The 21,938-nt window shown below is 74.8% G+C and carries 16 protein-coding genes; 3 read left to right on the top strand and 13 right to left on the bottom strand.

Annotation, left to right across the window (positions count from 1 at the left end):
* Window positions 1-19: 19 nt before the first annotated feature.
* Complete coding sequence (locus Aru02nite_RS17040) at window positions 20-2,791, top strand: bifunctional YncE family protein/alkaline phosphatase family protein (protein WP_203658578.1); 2,772 nt, start codon at window positions 20-22, stop codon at window positions 2,789-2,791.
* 100 nt (window positions 2,792-2,891) lie between these two features.
* Here Aru02nite_RS17040 and Aru02nite_RS17035 read toward each other — a convergent pair whose 3' ends face one another.
* From Aru02nite_RS17035 to Aru02nite_RS16975, 13 genes are all read right to left on the bottom strand, one after another.
* The gene (locus Aru02nite_RS17035; RefSeq protein WP_203658576.1) at window positions 2,892-3,668 is read right to left on the bottom strand and encodes an FHA domain-containing protein; all 777 of its coding nucleotides are present in this window, start codon (window positions 3,666-3,668) and stop codon (window positions 2,892-2,894) included.
* Between the two features lie 68 nt (window positions 3,669-3,736).
* Window positions 3,737-5,140, bottom strand: coding sequence for a serine/threonine-protein kinase (locus tag Aru02nite_RS17030; RefSeq protein WP_203658574.1), 1,404 nt, complete (start codon window positions 5,138-5,140; stop codon window positions 3,737-3,739).
* The gene (locus Aru02nite_RS17025) at window positions 5,127-7,295 is read right to left on the bottom strand and encodes an outer membrane protein assembly factor BamB family protein (RefSeq protein ID WP_203658572.1); all 2,169 of its coding nucleotides are present in this window, start codon (window positions 7,293-7,295) and stop codon (window positions 5,127-5,129) included. Before Aru02nite_RS17025 ends, Aru02nite_RS17030 begins: the two co-directional genes overlap by 14 nt.
* 120 nt (window positions 7,296-7,415) lie before the next feature.
* Window positions 7,416-8,279: a hypothetical protein gene (locus Aru02nite_RS17020; RefSeq protein ID WP_203658571.1), complete on the bottom strand. Its 864-nt coding sequence runs from the start codon at window positions 8,277-8,279 to the stop codon at window positions 7,416-7,418.
* Window positions 8,276-11,269, bottom strand: a complete 2,994-nt coding sequence (locus Aru02nite_RS17015) for an Hsp70 family protein (RefSeq protein ID WP_203658570.1) — start codon at window positions 11,267-11,269, stop codon at window positions 8,276-8,278. Before Aru02nite_RS17015 ends, Aru02nite_RS17020 begins: the two co-directional genes overlap by 4 nt.
* Complete coding sequence (locus Aru02nite_RS17010; protein WP_203658569.1) at window positions 11,266-12,639, bottom strand: hypothetical protein; 1,374 nt, start codon at window positions 12,637-12,639, stop codon at window positions 11,266-11,268. The genes Aru02nite_RS17015 and Aru02nite_RS17010 overlap by 4 nt, the downstream gene beginning before the upstream one ends.
* Window positions 12,636-13,274: a protein kinase domain-containing protein gene (locus tag Aru02nite_RS17005; protein ID WP_203658568.1), complete on the bottom strand. Its 639-nt coding sequence runs from the start codon at window positions 13,272-13,274 to the stop codon at window positions 12,636-12,638. Before Aru02nite_RS17005 ends, Aru02nite_RS17010 begins: the two co-directional genes overlap by 4 nt.
* 109 nt (window positions 13,275-13,383) lie before the next feature.
* On the bottom strand, window positions 13,384-14,322 hold the full coding sequence (locus Aru02nite_RS17000) for an endonuclease/exonuclease/phosphatase family protein (RefSeq protein ID WP_239076738.1): 939 nt from the start codon (window positions 14,320-14,322) through the stop codon (window positions 13,384-13,386).
* 152 nt (window positions 14,323-14,474) lie between these two features.
* Complete coding sequence (locus tag Aru02nite_RS16995; RefSeq protein ID WP_275408653.1) at window positions 14,475-15,248, bottom strand: amino acid ABC transporter ATP-binding protein; 774 nt, start codon at window positions 15,246-15,248, stop codon at window positions 14,475-14,477.
* A complete protein-coding gene (locus Aru02nite_RS16990; protein ID WP_203658567.1) occupies window positions 15,245-16,192 on the bottom strand; it encodes an amino acid ABC transporter permease in 948 nt (315 codons plus the stop codon). The genes Aru02nite_RS16995 and Aru02nite_RS16990 overlap by 4 nt, the downstream gene beginning before the upstream one ends.
* 5 nt (window positions 16,193-16,197) lie before the next feature.
* On the bottom strand, window positions 16,198-17,124 hold the full coding sequence (locus Aru02nite_RS16985) for an ABC transporter substrate-binding protein (protein WP_203658566.1): 927 nt from the start codon (window positions 17,122-17,124) through the stop codon (window positions 16,198-16,200).
* A 4-nt stretch (window positions 17,125-17,128) separates the two neighbouring features.
* Window positions 17,129-17,983 (bottom strand): nitrilase-related carbon-nitrogen hydrolase, encoded by an 855-nt coding sequence (locus Aru02nite_RS16980; protein ID WP_203658564.1) that lies wholly within the window; start codon window positions 17,981-17,983, stop codon window positions 17,129-17,131.
* The gene (locus Aru02nite_RS16975) at window positions 17,983-18,963 is read right to left on the bottom strand and encodes a substrate-binding domain-containing protein (RefSeq protein WP_203658562.1); all 981 of its coding nucleotides are present in this window, start codon (window positions 18,961-18,963) and stop codon (window positions 17,983-17,985) included. The genes Aru02nite_RS16980 and Aru02nite_RS16975 overlap by 1 nt, the downstream gene beginning before the upstream one ends.
* A 120-nt stretch (window positions 18,964-19,083) precedes the next feature.
* On the opposite strand from Aru02nite_RS16975, the gene Aru02nite_RS16970 reads away from it, so the two are divergent.
* On the top strand, window positions 19,084-20,463 hold the full coding sequence (locus Aru02nite_RS16970) for an aminotransferase class I/II-fold pyridoxal phosphate-dependent enzyme (RefSeq protein WP_203658560.1): 1,380 nt from the start codon (window positions 19,084-19,086) through the stop codon (window positions 20,461-20,463).
* A 44-nt stretch (window positions 20,464-20,507) separates the two neighbouring features.
* The gene (locus Aru02nite_RS16965; RefSeq protein ID WP_203658558.1) at window positions 20,508-21,881 is read left to right on the top strand and encodes a serine hydrolase domain-containing protein; all 1,374 of its coding nucleotides are present in this window, start codon (window positions 20,508-20,510) and stop codon (window positions 21,879-21,881) included.
* Window positions 21,882-21,938: the final 57 nt, after the last annotated feature.

The following is a 21,938-nucleotide window of genomic DNA, read 5'->3' as shown; positions in this document are numbered from 1 at the left end:
ATCCCCAGCAGGAGGAACCGTGATCCGGTTACGGAGGAGGCGCGGCGCGCGCGGGCTGGCGGTCGCCGGGCTGACACTCGGGCTGGTCGTCGGCGCGTCGGGCGCCGCGATCGCCGGCAGCATCGTGCACACCACCGACAAGGTCGACGGTACGGAGACGGCACGGGGCGTGCTGCTCCCGGACAACCAGCGGGTGACGCCCCTCGGCACCCGACACCTGGTCACCAACGGGCGGCTGCTGGCCAGCACGCTCAGCCCGGACGGTACGCATCTCGCGGCCCTGACGTACCTGCACGGCACCGGGTTCCTGACGATGATGGACGCCGCGTCCGGCGCCGTCACCCAGCAGGTCGGTACCGGGGTCGGCGCGGACCGGAAGATCGGCGACGGCCAGGTCGGCACCGACGCGCCGCTGTACACGCCGGACGGGCGGACGCTGTGGATCGCGCAGGGCAGGGACCTGGTGCGGTTCAGCGTCGCCGCCGACGGCACCGTCGCCTCGCCCGTCGTCGTACCGGTCGCCGGGGTGGGCGGCCGCTCGGCGCTGCCGGCCGGGATGGCCCTGTCCCCCGACGGCACGAGACTGTACGTGGCGCTCAACGGCAGCAACACCCTCGGCGTACTCGACACCGCCACGAACACGCTCACGAGGCAGATCCCGGTCGGCAACGCGCCGCGCCAGGTGGTCCTCACCGGCGGCGAGGCGTACGTGACCAACGAGGGCGGCCGGCCCGCCGCCGACGGCGAGTACACCAACGACTCGTACGGGACGACGGTGGTGGCGGACTCCTCGACCGGCGCGGCGACCACCGGCTCGGTGTCGGTGGTGGACCTGGCTTCGGGGAAGGAGACCGGCACGATCCGGGTGGGGCTGGAGCCGACCGCCGCGTACCTGACCGGGCACACGCTGATGGTCGCGAACTCCAACTCCGACAGCGTCTCGCTGATCGACACGACCACGCACCGGGTCCGGCAGACGTTCAACGTGACGCCGCTGCCCGGTTCCACCGTCGGCAGCAACCCGAACGCGATCACCATGACCGACGACCACCACCTGCTGGTCAGCATCGGCCGCGACAACGCGATCGCCGTGTACGACTACCGCGGCGCCGGCTACCCGGTGCGCTACGCCGGCCTGCTGCCGACCGACTGGTACCCGGTGAACGTGCAGCTCGACAAGCACACCGGGCAGGTCGTCGTGACCAACGACAAGGGCATCGGGGCGCGCGGCGCGGGCAGCACGATCGCCGAGGGTCCGGGCACCACGCCGGCCAGCGGGCACAACACGTACAACGACACGGGGTCGGTGACCACGTTCGCGATGCCGCGGGACAACCAGCTCGGCACCCTGACCCACCGGGTGTTCGTCGACAACGGCTGGGACGCCCTGCTGGCCCGCGGTACGACGCCGCGCACGGTCGCGCCGGTCGCGGTCCCGGCCCGGCTCGGCGAGCCGTCGACGATCAAGCACGTGTTCCTGATCATCAAGGAGAACCGCACCTACGACCAGGTACTCGGCGACATCGGCAAGGGTGACAGCGACCCGTCGCTGGCGCAGTTCGGTGCGACGGTGACGCCCAACCAGCACGCGCTGGCGAACTCGTACGGGGTGTTCGACAACTTCTACGACGAGGGCACGCTGTCCGCCGACGGCCACAACTGGCTGGTGCAGGCCGACGCCAACGACTACATCGAGCACGAGTTCGGCACCTGGGCGCGCAGCTACCCGTCGCTGGGCAACGACGCGCTGGCGTACCAGCGGGACGGGTTCCTGTGGAACGCGGCGCGCCGGGCCGGGCGCAGCGTCGCCGACTTCGGCGAGTACGCGGCGAACATCGACCTACCCGCGAGCAACCCGCCGAACTGGGCCGACTGGTACGCCGACGCGCGGATCCTGGAAGGCAAGGCGGACGGCCCGCTGCCGGTGCCGACCGACAAGTACCACAGCACGTCGGACGTGCCGAGCGTGAACGCGATCAACGACCCGTCGGTACCGACGTTCGACACCGACATCCCCGACCAGTACCGCGTGGACATGTGGCTGAAGTCGTTCCGCGCGTCGGAGCGGACCGGTCAGCTGGCGAACCTGAACCTGCTCGCCCTGCCGCAGGACCACACCGCCGGTACCAGCGGCAAGGACCCGTACCCGACGGCCATGGTCGCCGACAACGACCTCGCGGTCGGCCGGGTCGTCGACACCGTCTCGCACAGCCGGTTCTGGAAGGACTCGGCGGTGTTCGTCCTGGAGGACGACTCGCAGAACGGCGTGGACCACGTCGACGGGCACCGCGCCCCGCTCTGGATCGCCAGCCCGTACGCCCGGCGCGGCGTCGTCGACTCGACGTACTACACGCAGATCAACGTGGTGAAGACGATCGAGCAGATCCTCGGCATCGCCCCGATGAACCAGATGGACCGGGCCGCGGAGCCGATGACCGACGCGTTCACCAACCGCGCCGACCCGCGGGCGTACACGGCGCTGCCGAACCAGGTGCCGCTGGACCTCGGCCTCAAGCCGACCTCGGCGACCGCCGGGGCCGCCGCCGTCACGCACCCGCAGCCGGTCGTCCCGGCCGCCGAACGCGCCGTGTACGAGAAGTGGGTGGTGTGGAGCGACGCCCAGCGGACCGGCGGATCCAGGCCCGAGGAGGACATGACGAACCCGGCCCAGCTCAACCGCCTGTCCTGGTACGCCTCGACCGGCTGGCGCCGCCCGTACCCGGGTGACACGCGGATCCTCGCCCCCGACGAGGTCCCGGGCCGCAACCGGCCCGCCCAGGACCTCAACTGACGCCAACCCCCACGGGGCCGGTCCCCCGACCCGCCGACGGTCGGTCGGCCCCACCGGTACCGGCGGTCGCACGCCATGCGGCCGCCGGTACCGGGCGTCGTCAGTCGCCGAGCAGCGCCAGGTCGTCCGGGGTGAGCGTGGTCGTGTTGACCAGCAACTCCAGGATCAGGTTGACGTTGAGCGCGTTGCCGATCGGCCGCGGCACCTCGTCCTCGCGCAGCCCGTGGACGCCGCGGGCGCTGAGCGCGGCGCGCACCTTCTCCACGACGCGGGCGACGCGCCGCCAGTTCCAGCGTTCGCGGGGGCGCAGCTCGGCCAGCTCGGCGGCGGCCGCCTCCCACGAGATCGGCTGCGGCACCGGGTCGCGCCGCAGGTACCGCTGGGCCAGGCAGACCAGCGCGAGCCGTTCGTCGTCGGTCAGCGGCCACTCGCGCCGCGCCGTGGGGCTGTCGTGCAGGTCCAGCGGCCGGTTCGCGGCCGACGCGATCCGTACCTCCAGCAGGTGTTCGCGCTCGCCCGACACCACGAACAGCGGCACGTACGACGCGGCCAGCTCGGCCCGCTGCCCGGTCAGTACCGGTGGCCTGCGCGGGTACCGGATGGTGGCGCCGCCGACGTTCGTGACGAACCAGCGCGAGCGGTCGCAGGTGATGGTCCCCTGCCGGCGGCTCACGTACGGGTCGTCGGCGCCGACGCAGACGTGCACGTCCGGCTCGTTGCGCCCGAACACCACCTCGAACGCGGTGTCCGGCGCGACCCGCAGCCCGCCGTGCGCGCCCGTCACGAACAGGGTGCCGCTCGGCGCCGACGAGATCCGGTCCACCAGGTTCTCCCCGGGCGGGATCAGTTCCACCTTGCTGGCCGCGGACGCTGTCATGGCCTGCCCTTTCCGTGTACCCGAACCGACACCGGCACCGTACGGCCGGGGCGGCGAGAGGGGTCCTGTCACACCGTGCCGTGGTCCTTGACGCGGCCCGGCCCGCTGTTGCCGGCCACCCCGCTCACCCGCTGGAACCCGTCCACCAGCACCCGGTACTGCACCTCGCCCGGGCTGAAGTGCACGTCCAGCGTCCAGGTCGTCTCCGTCTGCGGCACCGGCACGTCCAGCCGCCACGGCAGCTTCCTGTTCCGCACCGTCGTGGCCCGCCCGTTCACCGTGTACGTCACCGCGGTGAGTGTCACCTGCCCGGTGAACCGGAACTCCAGCGTACGGCTGGGCGGGCTCGGCGACGGGGACGGCGAGTGCGACGACGGGTGCGGTGCCGGCGTACCGGCGGCGTCCGGGTGCTGGCGTTGCCCGAGCGCGGACCGTACGCCGACGCCGACCAGGCCGGCTGCGAGCACCCCGAGCGCGCCGAGCCCGCCGATCAGCGCGGCCCGCCGACCGACCCTGCGGCGCGGCTCCGACGGACCGGGATCCGTTGCGCCGTAACCGATCCCGGTGACACCGGCGACCGGCACGCTGGTTCGGCGCTGGGCGCCCGGCGGCACCGGCTTCGGTGGCGGCGGGTTCTCCGGCAACACCGCCCGCCGCCGGATCTCGTCCAGTACCGGCGGGGGCCACCAGGCGCCGCCGGTCTCCTCCCGGCTGCGCAGGACCTCGGCGAGGTGCGCGGCCAGCTCGGGCAACCCCGGCCGGGCCGCCGGGTCCTCGGCGAGGCAGCGCGCCACCACCGCGCGCAGCGTCTCGTCGGCGAGCCCGGCCAGCCGTTCGGCGCGGTCGACGGTCGGCGCCAGCCCCGTCCCCGCGTACGCGAGGGTCGCGCCGAGCGAGTACACGTCGCTGGCCGGGCCGAGCGCGCGGCCGGCGGACTGCTCCGGCGACATGAACCCCCGCGTACCCTCCGGCGGGCCGGCGGGGTCCGACGCGGCGCGGGCGATGCCGAGGTCGATCAGCCGCGGGCCGTCGGCAGCGAGCAGCACGTTCGACGGCTTGACGTCCAGGTGCACCAGACCGGCGTCGTGCACCGCGGTCAGCGCCGCGACCAGCCCGGCGGCCAGCGACCACACCGCGCCGGTCGGCAGCGGCCCGAACAGCGCGACCGCCTCGCGTACCGACACCGCGGGCACGAACTCGATCGCCAGCCACGGCACCGACGCGCCCGGGTCCGCGCCGACCACGGCCACGCCGTACCCGCCGCGCACCGCGGACGCGGCCGCCACCTCGCGCCGGAACCGTTCCCGGTACGCGGGGACCGCGGCGTTGCCGGCGTACATCACCTTCAGCGCGACCGGGCGGCCGGTGGCGGTCGCGCCCAGGTACACGGCAGCCATGCCACCGGCGCCGATCCGGGCGCGGACGGCGAACGGACCGACCGTCCGCGGGTCGTCCGGTTCAAGCCCCTCCACGGCTACCTCCGTTCGGGGGGACGAGGGCACGCACGTACCCGTCCCCGGTGCCGACGTACACCAGCGCGGCCGTGCCGGCCGGCGGGGTGGTGAGCCCGGCCTGCGCCGGGAAGGTCCATCGCGGCCGGCCGGTCCCGGCGTCCAGCGCGTACACGGTGCGGTCGGTGCCGGCCACGTACACGGCGCCGCCGGTGGGGGCGAGCGCGTCGACGTGACCGTACGTCTCGGCCACCGCGTGGCGGAAGGACCAGACGGTGGCCCCGGTCGCCGCCCGCAGCGCGTACGTGACGCCGGCGCGGGTGGCGGCGAAGACCGTGCCGTCCGCGTACCGCAGGGTGCCGGCGGCGCCGAGCGTACGGCGCCAGGCGGGTCGACCGTCGCTGGCGCGCAGCGCGTGCACCGCACCCTGCTCGTCGGTCAGCAGGACGAGTCCGGCGGCGACCAGCGGCCCTCCGGCCTTGGCCAGCGCGTACCGCCAGGTGCGGGCGCCGGTGTCGGCGGACAGCGCGGTGACCGCCGTGTCGCCGACCGCGGCGAGCACACCGCCCCCGGCGGCCAGCCCACGACCCGCGTCGAGCGACGCCGACCAGCGGTCCTGCCCACCGCTCGCGGAGACCGCGCGTACCCCGTCGGGCGTGCCGAAGCACAGCAGCGATCCGGCCGCCACCGGCTTCGGCGTCGGGTATCCCGGCAGCTCGCGCCGCCACCGCACGGCGCCGGTCGCCGGCGACAGCGCCCACAGCGTCCACGGCGACCCGCTGTTGTCCAGGAAGTACGCCAGGCCGCCGGTGACGCCGCCGCGCAGCGCACCGCTGCCGTCGGCGAACGCCACGCCCGCCCCACCCAGCGTTGCGGTACGCCGCCAGCGCTGCCGGCCGGTCGCCGCGTCCAGCGCCCGCAGCGCCGTGTCCGACCAGGCGAGGACGACCCCGCCGGCCACGTCCACCTCCGGGTACGTGCCGTCGGCGACGCGTACGCGCCAGCGTTGCGCGGCGCGTGGCGTGGCGGTGGACGACGGGCTCGCCGAACGTCCCGCGACCGGTGGCGCCGTACGGCGGTCGCGGGGCCACAGCAGTCCCGTCGCGGTACCGGCGACCGCCGCGGGGCCGAGCACCCCGGCGGCGACGAGCACCGCGCGCCGGCGTACCCGGGACGGCGGGGTGGGGGTGGGCAGTCGGGCGGCGGTGGGGCCGGCGGCGCGCAGGTGCGGCGCGCCGGCGGACGGCGGGGGCAGTGTCGGCGCGCCGTGCACCGCCGCGGGCACCCGGCGCCACAGCTGGTCGGCCGGCTGCGACGGCCAGGTCTTCGCGTCGGCGACCCGGTCGGCGATGGCCGCGGCGACCCGGTCGGGCAGCCACCCGGTACCGGACAGCGTCGCCGTACCGGCGCCGATCCGGTCCACGAGCTGCCGCGCGGTCGGCCGGTCGGCCGGCGTCGGGAGGAGGCAGTCGGCGAGCACCGCGCGCAGCTCCGGGTCGGCCACGGCGGACAGGTCCGGTGCGGTGTCCGGCCCGCCGTCCGGGCCGAACGGGTGCGCGCCGGCCGCCGCGAACAGCAGCACCGCACCCAGCGCGTACACGTCGGAGGGGCGGGAGCCGGGCTCGCCCGCGATCCGCTCCGGCGCCCAGTACGACCGGGCCCACGGCGACTCGCCCGGCAGCGTCAGGAACGTGGCGTCCTCGGGCCGGGAGATGCCGAAGTCGATCACGCGCGGCCCGTCCGCGGTGAGCAACACGTTGTCCGGCTTGAGATCCCGGTGTACGACCCGCGCCTCGTGCACCGCCGCGAGCGCCTCCGCCACCCCGACCGCGAGGCTGCGCAGGGTGCCCGCCGGCAGTCCGGCGCCGTGCAGCGCGACGGCCTGGTGCAGCGACAGGCCCGGCAGGTACCGGGTGGCGAGCCACGGCGCGCTCGCGTCGGCGTCGAAGTCGAGCGGGGCGGCCGTGTACATGCCGTTGACGCTGCGCGCCGCGCGGATCTCCCGGCGGAACCGGGCGCGGTAGTCGGGGTCGGCGATCCAGTGGTCCTTCATCACCTTGACGGCGACGAGTTCGGCGCCGGCGCGGCCCAGGAACACCGTCGCCATGCTGCCCTCGCCGAGCGGGACGAGCAGCGTGAACCGGCCGACGGGATCGCCCGGCGACAAGCGCGCCATCGCTCCTCACCCCTCACGCCGAAGGCCGCGCCGGTGCGACCCGTCGGCGTCCCACCCGGCGGTAGCCGCATCCGCGCGGTACCGACCCTAGAGCGTGGCCTCAACGCCCGCCCGGCGTACTCACGCCGGAGCAACGAGCACGGTGACGGTGCGGTCGCGGGACCGCGTCGCCGGATCGTGCCCCGCGTACGGCGCGGCCGACTGCTCGGCGCCGCCCAGCGTGAACGCCGACAGCGGCAGCCCGCTCGCGGCGGACAGTACGGCCGCGGCCGTGACCGCCCGGGACACCTCCAGGTCCGAGCCGCCGGACGGCTCCGTACCGAGCAGCCGTGCCTCGTGGCCGAGCACCGTCACCCGCACCGTACGGTCGCGCAGCCGGCGGCCGGTCGCGGCGAGCGCGCGCCGGCCGTCGGCGGTGAGGACCGCGCCGTCCGGGCCGTACAGGCCGCGGGTGAAGACGATCCGCACGTCGTGCGACCGGGCCCGCACCCGTACGCCGGGTCCGCGCAGCGCGTCGGCCAGTAGCGCGAGTTCCGGGTCGGGCGTCGCCCGCCGCGGCGTCTCGGGTACGGCGGGGGGTGCGGACCGTACCGGCGGGGTGGCCGGGTGGTGCGGCGCGACGACGGTCGCCGTACCGGCGGCGAGCAGGACCAGACCGGCCGCGCCGAGCGCGACCACCGGTACCGGGCGGCGGCCGTGGGCGGTGCGCGCGATGCGGCGGCGACCGGCGCGCGCGTCCGCGTCGTCCGGGAGTACCGCGAGGACGCGGTGCCAGGCGGCGTCGGCGGCCGGCAGATCGCCGCGCTGGGCGTGGATCCGGGCCCGCAGGTCCCACTCCGCCGGACCGTCCACAGCGGACTCGTCGAGCGCCCGCAGCGCCTCCTCGTACGCGCCGCGGCGGGCCAGGGCGGCGGCGTCGGCGAGGGCGAGCGCCGCGACGAGCTCGTCGACCGGGCCCTCGGCGTCCCGGTGCCCGGCGGTCACGGGCGGCCCCCATTCGGCCGGACGATGCCGCCGTCGGCCAGGTCGTACCCCTCGGGGACGAGTCGGCCGAGCCGCTGGTTGACGCCGCGGAGGACGTCCCAGCGCTGCGCGGCGACGGCCTGCTCGCCCTCGGCGACCAGTTCCGCGGCGCGGTGCGGCGACTCCAGCGTCGGCTGCATCTCGCGCAGCGCGTAGAACAGGCCGACGTCGAAGGCATGGCCGTCCCGCTTCAGCAGGGTGATGTGCAGGTCGGCGGCGCGGGACTCCAGGTCGCGGGCGGCGGCCGCGGCACCGTCGACGCGTACCGTGGCGAGCCGGCGCTCCAGGTCGGCGAGTTCGGCCCGGTCCGAGGCGTCGCCCAGTCGGCCCACCATCTCGCGGCAGTCGGCCAGTAGCTCGGCGACGCGGTCGAGTACGGCGGGGAGGGCGACGGCGTCCGCCACCTCGTCCAGCGCGGCCATCAGGTCCCGCAGCTGCCGGTCGGCCGCCGCGGCGGCGGCGCTGTCGCGTACGGCGGCGTGTACGGCACCGCGCGCGGTCTGCACCGGCTCCTCCGCCTCGATCCGGGCCAGCATCTCCGCCGCGCCGCCCGACCCGGTACGCCGGGCCGAGGTGCGCAGCCGGTCCAGCCGCGTCTCCGCCTCCGACAGCCGGTACCGGAGGGTGTCGGCGTCGGGTGTGGGCACGTCGCCCAGGTCGATCTCGGCGTCGAACTGCTCGTTCACCAGCGGTACCTCGGCGACGGCGGAGACCCGCCGGGACTCGTCGATGGTGACGGTGACCTCGACGTCGGAGCCCTTCGGCAGGTCGATCGGGACGTCCCGGGGCCGGATCTCCACGACCGCGACCCGCAGGTTGCGGTCGGCGCGGGTCCGTTCGCCCTCCATGATCGGGATGCGGATGACGCCGTCCGGGTCGGAGCGGCGCAGTTCGCTGGTGGTGTGGAACAGCTTGCGTTCGGTGGCCGGCAGGCTGCGTCCCTTCTCCACCATGGGTTCCAGCGCGCCGCTGGCCTGCGCGACGCCGATGGTGTTGGTGAGGACGGGGCGGGCCGGTTCGTTGGCCCAGTGCCGGATCGTGGCGGTGTCCCCGGTCAGCCGCCGACGGTCGCCGCCCGCGTCGTACGCCTCGATCGTGACGGTGTTGACGGCCAGTTCCCGCAGCGGTACATCGACGGCGAAGGTGCCGTCCGCGCCCACCGCCGTCCGCGGCGACCGGAACGGTGGCCGCGTCGTCGCGTTCGCCAGCACCACCTCGTACCCGGTGCCCTCGGCGTGCAGCTTCCCGGTCACCGCCACCCTCGTCAGGCTCGTCGTACGCGGGTGGTCGAGCTGCACGGCGAGCTCGCCCGGGGCCGGGCGTACCGGGGCGCGGGGCAGCGGCACCGTGCCGGCGTACACGGCGGCGCCGCGCGCGACGACGGTCGTGGGGTCCTGGCTGACGTCGAGCGCGATGCCGAGCCCGTCGCGCGGGTCGGCGAGCATCGCGCGCAGCCCGGGCGCGAGCGTGGCGCCGCCGACCAGCAGCAGCCGGTCGATGTCGTCGGCGTGCAGGTTCGCCTCGGCCAGCGCGGCACGGCACCGGTTGACGGCCCGGACGTAGAAGGGTTCGGCGACGCGTTCCAGTTCCGCCCGGGTCAGCGCGTACTCCAGGGTGCCGACCGGCTTCGTACCGTCGGTCAGGTCGGTGTACAGGACGACGCGGTCGACGCGGGACAGCGCGATCTTCGCGTCCTCCGCGGCGCTCTTCATGCGCGCGAAGCTGGCCAGCCACCGCTCGTCGTCGCGGGCGAAGCCCGCCAGCCCGTACTCGCGGACCACGGCCGGCACCAGCAGCCGCTCCACGATCGCCCAGTCGATGTCCTTGCCGCCCAGGTGCGGGTCGCCGGCGTGGTCGACGACCTGGAGCTGCCCGTCGCGGGTGGTCACCACCGCCGCGTCGAACGTGCCGCCCCCCAGGTCGAACACCATCCAGTACGCGTCGGTGTCGCGCGCGTGGAACCCGTACGCGAAGGCCGCGGCGGTCGGTTCCTGGATCAGCGGGCAGGTCCCGGTGAAGCCGGCCAGCCGCGCCGCCTCCCCCGTCGCCTCGTTCTGGTGCAGCTGGAACGCCGCCGGCACGGTGATCACCGCCGCTCTGGGCGCCTCGCCGAGCCCGGCGGCCACGACGTCGGCCCGCAGCGACTTGAGTACCTCGGCGGACAGCTGCACCGGGGTCAGCGCGACGCCGGCCCGGTCGAACCGGCGGACCGCGTCGTTGAGGCCCATCTCCTGCTTGAACTCGGCGTGCACGTTCGCCGGGTCGGCGGCGGCCCGGTCGCGCGCCGCCCGGCCGACCCGGGCCGCGCCCGGCCGCGGCAGCCACACCGCCGACGGCGTGTGGTCCATCCCCTCGTTGTTCCTGACGACCGACACCTCGTCACCGGTGACCACCGCGAGCGCGCTGTTGGTGGTACCGAGGTCGATGCCGAAGTCAACGGTGTCCCGCATGGTTGCCCTCCGCCGGAGTGTCCTGTTCGGTGCCGGCCGGTCGGCCGACGATGACCCGTCCCGTCTGGATCGGCCGCCCGTGCAGGTAGACCGACGGCCGCACGGTGTCCTGCACCGTCTCCGCGCGTACGCCCGGGTCGTCACGTACGCGACGACGTCGAGCCGGTAGCCGGCGTCGAACGCGGCGCCGTCGTGGTCCTGTACCGTCACGCCGGCCTCGGCGAGCGCCGCGTCCACCGCCGCCAGGTACCGGGTGATCTGGCGGTGGTCACGGGACGCCGGATCGCTGGCGCGGCCGAACGTGCGGCGCGCCTGCCAGAGGCTCGTCGCGGCCCGCGCCAGCTCCGACTCGGGCAGTTCGGCGCGCCCGGTCGTGGCGGCGGCCCGGTCGGCGAGCGCCCGCAGCCGCCGGCGGGTCTCGGCGTCCCAGCGCGGTTCGGCGATCCGGAACTCGCGGTGCTGCCGCCGCTGCCGCCACGCGTCCCGCCACCGGCCGCTCACCGCCGTCCCCGCTTCCCGGCCAGCGCCACCGCCACGACGAACAGCACGACCGCCGCGGCGTACCCGAGGGCGGAGCGGGCGGTGCCGCTCACCGCCCCGGTGGCCGCCAGCAGCAGTACGGGCAGCCCCAGCGCTCCGGCCCACCCCAGGTACGCCCGGAGCCGGCCGGGCGGGCTGCCCGCGACGCAGGCCATGGCGTACAGGCCGGCGAGGACCGCGACGGCGGTCGGCAACGGTCCGGCCGACGCCACCGCGGCCACCATCGTCACCAGCATCGCCAGGTACCCGAGGCCGGCGAGGACCCGCGGCACCCGCCGCCCGGGGTACGACGGTCGCGGCCTGCCCGGCCGGCGGGCGCGGTCCAGCGCGACGAGCATCTCCGCCGCCGATCTGTTGGTACGTACGGTTTCCCGCGTGTCGGCGGTGACCGCGAACCGGGTCGCCTGCCGGTACACCGCGGTGACGGTCTCGGGTCGGGGGCGGGCGCCGCGGGCCTCGCACAGCGCGACCCCGCAGTTGTTCAGGGCGATGGCGACCTGGTCGCGCACCGTCGCCGAGCGCCGGTACCGTCCGTGCGGCAGCAGCGCCTCCAGCGCCGTCGCGGCCGGTACCAGGGCGGTGGTGGCGCGGTCGGCGGCGCGGGCCGGGTCGTCGGTGAGCGGCCGGCCCACCTCGCCGAGCAGGTCGGTCACCGCGTCGAGGGTGCCCGCGGCGGCGGCGTGGCGTACCTCGTCGGCGGTGGCCCGGTCGACCGGCCAGTCGTCCAGGCCGTCCAGGAGCGCGGCGGGGTCGTCGGCGGTGGCCGCGACGGCGGCGAGCGGGCCGACCAGCGCCCGCGGCAGCGCGGCGAGTACACCGTCCACAGTGGACTCGTCGAGTCGCCGGTCCGCCAACACCCGCACCCGGTACGACAGGTGCGCGCGGAGCCCGTCGCCGGCCAGTACCGCCGACCACTGTGCGGCGGCGGCGCGCCAGGACGCGAGGTCGGTGGGGCGGTCCAGCGCGGCGGCGTGCGTCAGGACCGCGACGTCGTGCGCGTCGTGCAGGCCCGGCGCGCAGCCGCACCCGGCCGGCTCGTCCCACAGCCAGAACAGCTCGGCGACCAGCCGCCGCTCGGGCCGCCCCAGCTCGTCGTACGCGGCGCGCACGGTCTCCGCCGACGGCGTCTCCGGCAGCGGCAGCCGCGACCGCATCGTGGCCGGGGCGTACGCACTCAGCGCCCGCTGCCGCTGCTCGCGTACCGCCCGGCCGGTCGCGGCGGTGGCGAGTCCGGTGACACGGAAGGGATTCCGGCGGTAGAGCGACTCGTCGGCGAGCGCCAGTACCCGCTCGCCGGCCGACCGCCGCCGGCCCTCGTCGACGCCGCTCACAGCGTCACCCCTCGCTGCCACAGCCGGTACGCGTACCTCTCGCGGGTGGTCGCCGACCGTGCCGCGCGCGTCGGCGCGTACGCCACCGGGCGGTCCGGCCGGTGCCGTTCGTCGGTGAAGGCGGCGTGCAGGGCCGCGCCGTCGGCGGGACGCCCGCGCGGGGCGGGATCCAGGGCCGCCAGGACGAGCCGGTCCAGCCCCGGCCCGACCTCGTCGTGGTACGCGCCGGGCGGCAGCGGCGCGCGCTCGAAGCGGCGCAGCGACCGCGGCCCGGCGTACGGCAGGTGATGGGTCAGCAGCAGGTACGCCAGCACGCCCCAGGAGAAGACGTCGCCGGCCACCGTGTACCCGTCGCCGCGCAGCACCTCCGGCGCCAGGTACGCCACCGTGCCCTGCGCGCTCGTGACCTGGCCGACCGGGTCGACGCACCGCGCCAGCCCGAAGTCGCCGATCCGTACGCGGAGGCCGGCCCGATCGTACCCGTCCGCCGAGGCCACCCGGCGGAACAGCTTCATCGCCTGCCAGCCCAGCACCTCGTGCCGCACCCGGTACACCTCGGCGTACGCCCCGGCGCCGAGGAGCCGGTCCACCCGTACCCGGTCGCCCACCGGCGTTCCCGCCGCCAGTTCCGCCATCTCCAAGCACCGCCCGTCGTCCGCCGCTGACGGAAGTCCTAGCAGCGGCGGCCCGAGACCCGTCCCGCGCGAACCGGTCCGTACCACCGGATCCGCGGGGGGTGCGGGGTCAGTGCGTGACGCGCAGGTCGGCGACGGCGGCCCGGTGGTCGCTGCCGTCGGTGTCCGCGACGGACGCGCCGGTCGCGGTCATCCCGCGGAACAGCACCTGGTCCGGGCGGGTCGCCGGGAACCGGCTCGGCCAGGTGAAGCCGAACCCGTACCCGGCGTCGCGTTGCGCGTCGACCAGCGGCGGCACCAGGTGCCGCATCTGCCGATCGGTACTGGCGGTGTTGAGGTCGCCGAGCAGCAGCAGCCGCGACGCGTCGTCGGACCGTACCTCGTCGGCGAGCCGGAGCAGCGTCGCGTCCCGCACGCTGTCCGCGCCCGGCCGCACCGACGCGAGGTGCACGACGTAGACCGCGACCACGCCCCAGGTGGTGTCGACCTCCGCGCGCAACGCCCGGTTCCACCCGAGCCCCAGATCCACCGGCCGGCTGGTACGCACCGGGAAACGGCTCCACAGTCCGACCGTGCCGACGCGTACCTCGTGCGGGAAGGTGCGGTCGAGTACGGCGGGGGCGGTGTCGTCGTTCATCTCCTCGACGGCGACCAGGTCGGCGCGGGTGTCGACGAGCTGCCGCGCCGTACGGGCCGGGTCCGGGTTGGCGGCGTTGATGTTCTGCGTGACGACCCGGATCTGCCGCTCCCCGCCGCCCTTCGGCAGCCACCACCCGCCGAACATCCCCACCCACACCAGCGCCGGTACGAGCACGGCGACGACCCCGGTGCGGGACCGGAACGCGAACGCGAGCAGCGCGACGGGCAGGACACCCAGGCCGAACCACGGCAGGAAGCTGTCCAGTACGGTGCCGACGCCGCGGCGGTCGGGCAGCAGCCGGTGCCCGGCGAGCACCGCCGCCACCAGCAGCGCGGCCAGGACGACCACGACGTCCCGGACCCGCACCCCGCGGCGTACCGGAGCGGTGTCGGTGGCGCGTCGGGTCACCGGGACTCTGCCGGGGCGCAGTCGTTCATCGCACCATGATGACCGTCGCCGCCCCCGCTGCGTGCGCCACCCGGGCAAAGCCGTCCGGCGTCACACGCGAGGACGCCCGGCGGACCGTGGCGGCCCGCCGGGCGCCGGGGCGTGGGCGTGGCTCAGGCGGCGAGGAACCGGGACAGGAACGCCCGGGTACGAGGATTGCTCGGGTTGTCGAGCACGTCGGCGGGCGCGCCGGACTCGACCACGACACCGCCGTCCAGGAACACCACCCGGTCGGCGACCTCCCGGGCGAACGCCACCTCGTGCGTCACCACGAGCATCGTGAGGCCCTCGGCGGCCAGGTCGCGCATCGTACCGAGGACCTCGCCGACGAGTTCCGGGTCGAGGGCTGAGGTCGGCTCGTCGAACAGCATCAGCCGGGGCCGCATCGCCAGCGCGCGGGCGATCGCGACCCGCTGCTGCTGCCCGCCTGACAGCTGCCGCGGGTACGCGTCGGCCTTGTCGGCCAGGCCCACCTTCGCGAGCAGCTCCCGGGCCCGGTCGGTCACCTCCGCCCGGGGCTCCCGCAGTACGCCGATGGGTGCCTCGACCACGTTGCCCAGTACGGTGCGGTGCGGGAACAGGTTGAAGTGCTGGAACACCATGCCGACGTGCCGGCGGGCGCGGGCCACCTTCCGGTCGGGCAGCTTGTGCAGCCGGCTGCCGCGCCGCTCGTAGCCGACGAGTTCGCCGGCGACGGTGATGGCGCCGCCGTCGATGCTCTCCAGCATGTTCACCGACCGCAGGAAGGTGGACTTGCCGGACCCGGACGGCCCGAGCAGCACCACCACCTCGCCCGGGTACACGTCGAGGTCGACGCCCTTGAGTACCTCGGTGTGCCCGAACCGCTTGCGTACGTTGCGGGCCCGCAGCAGCGGGGTGCCGGTCACGGCGCCACCTCCGGCTTCCGCTTGATCTTCAGGAACTCGAAGAACGACGGCGGCGTGTGCCGCGTCGCGCCGCGCGAGTAGTACCGCTCCACGAAGTACTGGCCGACGTAGAGGACGGACGTGATGATCAGGTACCAGAGGCACGCGACGACCAGCAGCGGGATGGTCTGGAACGTGCGGTTGTAGACCGCCTGCACGGTGTAGAGCAGGTCGGACAGGGCGATCACGCTGACCAGCGAGGTCGCCTTGACCATGTTGATCACCTGGTTGCCGGTCGGCGGGACGATGAACCGCATCGCCTGCGGCAGTACGACCTTGAACAGGGTGCGGGTGCGGCCCATGCCGAGCGCCTGCGCCGCCTCGGTCTGTCCACTGTCGACACTGAGCAGGCCGCCGCGCACGATTTCCGCCATGTACGCGCCCTCGTTGAGGCCGAGGCCGAGGATCGCCGCGAGCATCGGGGTGATCAGCGCGTTGGTGTTCCAGTGCACGAACTCCGGCCCGAACGGCACGCCCACCGACAGCCGCGGCAGCAGCGCCGACAGGTTGAACCAGAAGATCAGCTGCACCAGTACGGGCGTGCCGCGGAAGAACCACACGTACGCGCCGCAGACCGCGCGCAGCAGCGGGTTGTGCGACAGCCGCCCGACGGCGAGCACGACGCCGAGCGCGATACCGATGACCATGGCGATCACGGTCAGTTCGAGGGTGGTGACGATGCCCCGGCCCACGGACTGGGCGTTGAACCAGGAGAAGACCACGCCCCACTCGAAGTTGTGGTTGGTCACCAGCAGGTGGCCGAGCTGGGCCAGCAGTACCAGGATGACCGCGCCGGCCACCCAGCGCCACGGATGGCGCTGCGGTGCCGCGGTGGCGACGTCGACCTCCGCCTCGTCGCCGGTCGTCGGTGGCGCGCCGGAACGCGCCCGGGAGTCGGTGTCCATCGCCCTCAACTCTTGGCCAGGTTGACGCCGGGCTTGTCCAGCTTGTTACGGTCCAGCCCGTACTTCTCCATGATCGTGGCGTACGTGCCGTTGTCGATGAGCTTCTGCAACGCCGCCTGCAGCACCCCGGCCAGCGGCGAGTTCTTCGGCACGACCGCACCCTGGTACAGGTCGTCGAAGCCGTTCTTCTCCTTGGTACCGGCCAGTTCCAGCTGCCCCTTCGACTGCTGCACGAAGTACGTCAGGGGTGCCTCGGACGAGAAGAACGCGTCCGCCCGGCCGGAGCGTACGGCGAGGATCGACGTCGGCTGGTCCTTGTACGACTGCACCGTCACCGCCGGCTTGCCGTCCTTGACGCACGCCTTTGACTGGGTCTTGATGACCTCCTCCGCCGACCCGCCCGCCTGGACGGCGATCCGCGCGCCGCAGGTGTCGGCCAGCCCGTTCACGTGCTTCGGGTTGCCCTTCGGCACCGCGAACACCACGAACTCCTGCACCCAGTCGACGAAGTCCGCCGACGTCTGCCGCTCCTTGAAGTCGCCCACCGGACCGAACGCGAAGTCGTACCGGCCGGCGGAGATGCCGGTCAGCTCGCCGGACAGGCCGTCGACCGTGACCTGCCTGGTCTTCACGCCGAGGATCTGCCCGACCGCGGTCAGCAGGTCGGTCGCCGCTCCCGTCGCCTCCGCCGACGACGACCCCGCGATCGTGTACGGCGGGAACGAGCCGGTGTTCACCGACGTGATCACCCCGGACTTGCGGATCGACGCGGGCAGCTTGTCGTGCAGCGCCTGGTCGAGCGTCTGCTTGGCGGGCGCCTTCGCCGCGGCCGTACCGCCGCCGGCCGGGGTCGGGTCCTTCGCGCAGCCGGCCGTCGCGGCCAGGCTCAGAGCCGCCAGGGCGCCGATCGCCACCCGGGTCACCGTACGCATTCCGCTACTCCTTCTCGGGCGCCGGGACGGGCGCGTGGCCCGGCCCGGGAACGGGGGACGCGGCCACCGGCCGCGGGGTCGGATCCACGTCGAACCGACGGTTGGCCAGGACCGGCAGGCGCCGACGGGCGTCGGCGAGCCGTTCGGCGGACAGCTCGGCGAACAGCAGGCCGGGCTGCTCGGCCAGGCGCGCGCTCACCACGCCCAGCGGGTCGACCACCATGGAGTGGCCGATGTTGCGGGCGCCGCACTCGCCCGAACCCACCACGTACACCGTGTTCTCGACGGCGCGGGCGGCGAGCATCAGCTCCCAGTGCCGCTCCTTGAGCGGCCCCTTCACCCACGCCGCGGGCAGCGCCAGTACGTCGGCGCCGGCGGTCGTGAGCAGCCGGGCGAGCTCCGGGAAGCGTACGTCGTAGCAGGTCATCAGGCCCACGGTGAGTCCCGCACAGCGGAACGTCACGGGCGGGTCGTCCGCCGGTACGACGTTGTCGCTCTCCTTCGAGCCGAACGCGTCGTACAGGTGCAGCTTGCGGTAGACGGTGACGATCCGCCCGTCCGCCGCCACCACGAGCGTGTTGTACGCCCGGCCGTCCGGTCCCGGTTCGTGCACTCCCGCGACCACGGTCAGCCCGGTACCGGCGGTCGAGGCCACCAGCCCCGACACGAACGGTCCGTCGAGCGGCTGCGCCGCCGTACGCAACCGGCTGAAGTCGTCGGTGAACCGCGCCAGCACCCCTTCCGGGAGTACGAGCAGGTCGGCGCCGGCGTCGGCGGCCTGCTTCACGTACCCGGTGCAGGTGACCAGGTTCTCCTGCCAGTCCGCGCTGGCGGCCACCTGGCCGACGGCGACGCGCATCAGTTCTCCTCCTCGGCGACCTTGGCGTACTCGGGAAACAGCCCGGCGACGTCCACCGGCCCGTCGACCAGGCCCTGCGCCAGCAGTTCGGCGCAGAACGCGGCGATCATCGGCCCGTTGGCGACCAGCCCGTACGGCATCCAGTCGGGGCCGGCGAGCCGTTCGGTGCGGTCGATGTCGTGCAGCGCCCACGGCGTCGGGTCGGCGAGCTTGCGCTGGGTGGCCCACCAGGCGTCGCGGGACGCGGCGAGCGCCCGGCACAGCTCGGCCAGTACGGTGGGGCGCCGCTCGACGAGCTCGCGCCGTACGCCGACCAGGTGGATGCCGGGGATGAACCCGACCTCGCGCAGGTACGCCGCCTCGGCCGCCGGGTAGTCGACCAGCAGCTGCCGCAGCGGGCTGTCGGCGGTGTGGAAGCCGGGCGGCATGAACGGCGTCATGATCGCGTCGAGGCTGCCGTCCAGCAGCCCGCCGACCAGCGACTCCCCCGGCCCGGCCAGCCGTACGTTCCCCGGCGGTGTGACGCCGCCGAGCCGGTCACCGCCCGCCGCGTCGGCGGTCAGCGGCCCGACCGTCCAGTCGATCCCGCCGAGGTCGACGCCCGCGCGCCGCAGGATCGCCCGGGTCCAGGTGTTGCCGGAGTCCGGCCACCCCGTCACCCCGATCCGGGTACCGCCGAGCTGCGTCACCTCGGTACGCGGGCTGTCCCGGCGTACGAGCAGGCAGCGGTGCCGGAAGCTGCGCATCACGAACGCCGGGACCGCGACGATGCGGTCGTCGCCGGCCGCGCGGGCCCGGACGTACCGGCTGAAGGAGGTCTCGGCGGCGTCGAGGGTGGGCTCGGCGAGCAGGTCGGGGGTGACGGGCCGGCGTTCGACCGTCAGCTCCAGGCCGGGCGTACCGACCTCGCGCAGAGTGAGCGGCACGAGGTGGGCCCAGGGTCGGGCCCCCAGCCGTACGGGGGTGTCTGTGGTGCTCATCGCGGATACAGTAAAAGTTCACCAGCGACGTGAACAAGACTTTATTGTTACTGGTCATTACCGGTAGCGATGTGGTGAAGTTATGGGGCCACCCGCTCCCCGCGCGCGAAGGACCAGCCCATGACCGAGGCGCCAGCACCGGCCGACCCGGACGGCTCGGTCGTCGACGCCGCCTGGCTCGCCGACCAGGTCGACGAGCCCAGCGCGCGCGGCATCGCCGCGGCCGTCGTCGGCCTGATCCGGCACGGCCAGCTCCGCGCCGGCCACCGCCTGCCCACCGTCCGCGACCTCGGCGGGCAGCTCGGCGTCAGCCCGGCCACCGTGTCCGAGGCGTGGTCGCTGCTGCGCCGGCGCCGCTCGATCAGCGGCCGCGGCCGGGCCGGCACGGTCGTCACCGGACCGCCCGACGTACCGCGGCCGAACCGGTTCGAGGGCGTTGGACGCTTCGGCGCCCGGCTCGTCCACGACCTGCGCCTGGCCGTACCGGATCCGGCGCTGCTGCCGCCGCTGGACCTGGCGCTCGCCGAGGCGCTGCGCGCCGAGTCGCTCAACGAGTACGTGCGGGTGGCGATCACGCCGCGGCTGGCCGACACCGTACGGCCGGGCTGGCCGTACCCGGCGGAGTCGCTGCTCGCCGTCAACGGCGGCTTCGACGCGCTGCTGCTGCTCGCGCAGACCCACGTCACCACCGGCGATCCCGTCGCCATCGAGGATCCGACCGCGCCGCGCTGGCTGGACATCCTCGACGCGGTCGGCGCCGAGGTGCTCCCGGTCGCGTGCGACGACCGCGGCCCGCTGCCCGACGCGCTCGCCGCCGCGCTGCGCCGCCGGCCCGTCCTGTTCTGCTACCAGCCGCGCGCGCACTCCCCCGCCGGGCACAACGTCGACCCGGACCGCCGCGACGAACTCGCCCGGCTGCTCGCCGGTACGGACACGCTCGTGGTCGAGGACGACGGGCTCGGCGTACTGTCCGGCTCGCCGCTGCACAGCGTCGGTGCCGAGCTGCCGGCGCAGACCGTGCTGGTCCGCTCGTACGCGAAGTCGCACGGGCCGGACCTGCGGCTGGCCGTACTCGGGGGTCCGGCGTCGGTGGTGGAGAAGGCCCGCGTGTACCGCACGTTCGGCGCCGGGTGGACCAGCCGCATCCTGCAGAACTGCCTCGCCGTCCTGCTCGCCGACCCGGCCGTCGACCGCGCCGTCGCGCACGCCCGCGACGTGTACGCGCAGCGCCGTACCGAGCTTGCCGCCGCCCTTGCCGCGCGGGGCGCACCGGCGAAGGGCACCACCGACGGGCTGAGCCTGTGGGTACCGGTGCGCGACGAACGCTCCGCGCTGGTCACCCTGGCCGCCGCGGGCATCGCCGTCGCGCCGGGCAGCCGCTACCACGCCGGTCCGCACCGCCCGCACATCCGCGTCGGTACCGGACGGGCGATCGAGCCGCTGGACGAGGTGGCCGACATGATCGCGCTCGCCGCGACCGACGCCGGTCCCACGGACTGAGCGCGGCCGGAATCATCGGCCCGGCGCGGACGTTGCCCGATCACGTGACCGACCCACTGCCGACCGGTACGCCGGCCCAGCACGGAATCGCCGCGCGCGGCGTCCACGCGTTCCTGGACGCCGTCGAGGCGGCCCCGCAGATCGAACCGCACAGCCTGATGCTGGTACGGCACGGGCACGTCGTCGCCGCCGGCTGGTGGTCGCCGTACCGCGCCGACGACCCGCACATGCTGTACTCGCTGAGCAAGAGCTTCACCTCGACCGCGCTGGGGCTCGCGACCGCCGAGGGGCTGCTCGGGCTCGACGACCGCGTGGTCGACCACTTCGGTGAGTACCGGGAGCTGGCGACGGATCCGGGGACGCGGGCGATGCGGGTGCGCGACCTGGCCTCGATGAGTACCGGGCACACCCGGGACACGTGGGACGAGGTCGTCCGGGCCACCCCCGACGACCCGGTACGCGGGTTCCTGGCGCTGCCACCGGACCGCGCGCCCGGCACCGTCTTCGCGTACAACCAGCCTGCGACGTACACGCTGGGTGCGATCCTGCAACGGGTCACGGGCACCACGCTCGCCGGGTACCTGCGGCCGCGGCTGTTCGATCCGCTCGGCATCGGTGCCGCCGGCTGGCAGCAGGACGACGCCGGCCGCGACCTCGGCTTCATCGGCCTGTTCGTCACCACCGACGCCATCGCCCGGCTCGGCGAGCTGTACCTGCGGCGGGGCGTGTGGCGGGGCACCCGGATCCTGTCCGAGGACTGGGTGGCCGCCGCGACCCGCCCGCACATCGCCACCCGGAACGAGAACCCGGACTGGTCGCAGGGCTACGGCTTCCAGTTCTGGATGTCGCGGCACGGGTACCGCGGCGACGGCGCGTACGGCCAGTACTGCCTGGTGTTGCCGGAGCAGGACGCGGTCGTCGCGTACACCGGGGCGACGACCGACATGCACGCCGTGATCGACGCCGCCTGGCGCCACCTGCTGCCGGCGTTCGACGCGCCCACCTCGCCCGCCGACGACGCGACGCTCGCCGACCGCCTCGACCACCTCGCCCTCCCCCCGGTACGTACCGGCGGCGGCGCGCGACGCGGCACCTGGTCGCTGTCGCCCGGCGACGCCGACACCACCCTGCTCACCGCCGTCGACGTACGCGACGGTGCGGTCGTGCTGCGGGAACCGGGTACCGAGCTGCGGCTGGCGCCGGCCCCGGGGCGGTGGACGGTCACCGACGGGGACGTACCGGCGGCGGCGAGCGGCGGGTGGACCGACGACGGGCGGCTGACGTTCGACGTACTGTTCCTCCAGGCGCCGCACCGGTTGACGGTGACCGCCGACGTCACCGCCGGTACGTTCGACGCCCGGTGGGCCACGACGCCGTTCGGACCGCCGTCGCTGCGCCTGCTGCGCACCCCGAGCTGACAGCCCCGCGCCCCGTCCCCCGGGGGTGTCGGGGACGGGGCGCAGGTGGGGGTACGG

It is taken from the genome of Actinocatenispora rupis (assembly GCF_016861975.1).
Classification (GTDB): domain Bacteria; phylum Actinomycetota; class Actinomycetes; order Mycobacteriales; family Micromonosporaceae; genus Actinocatenispora; species Actinocatenispora rupis.
This window is presented reverse-complemented; position numbering and strand designations above follow the sequence as displayed.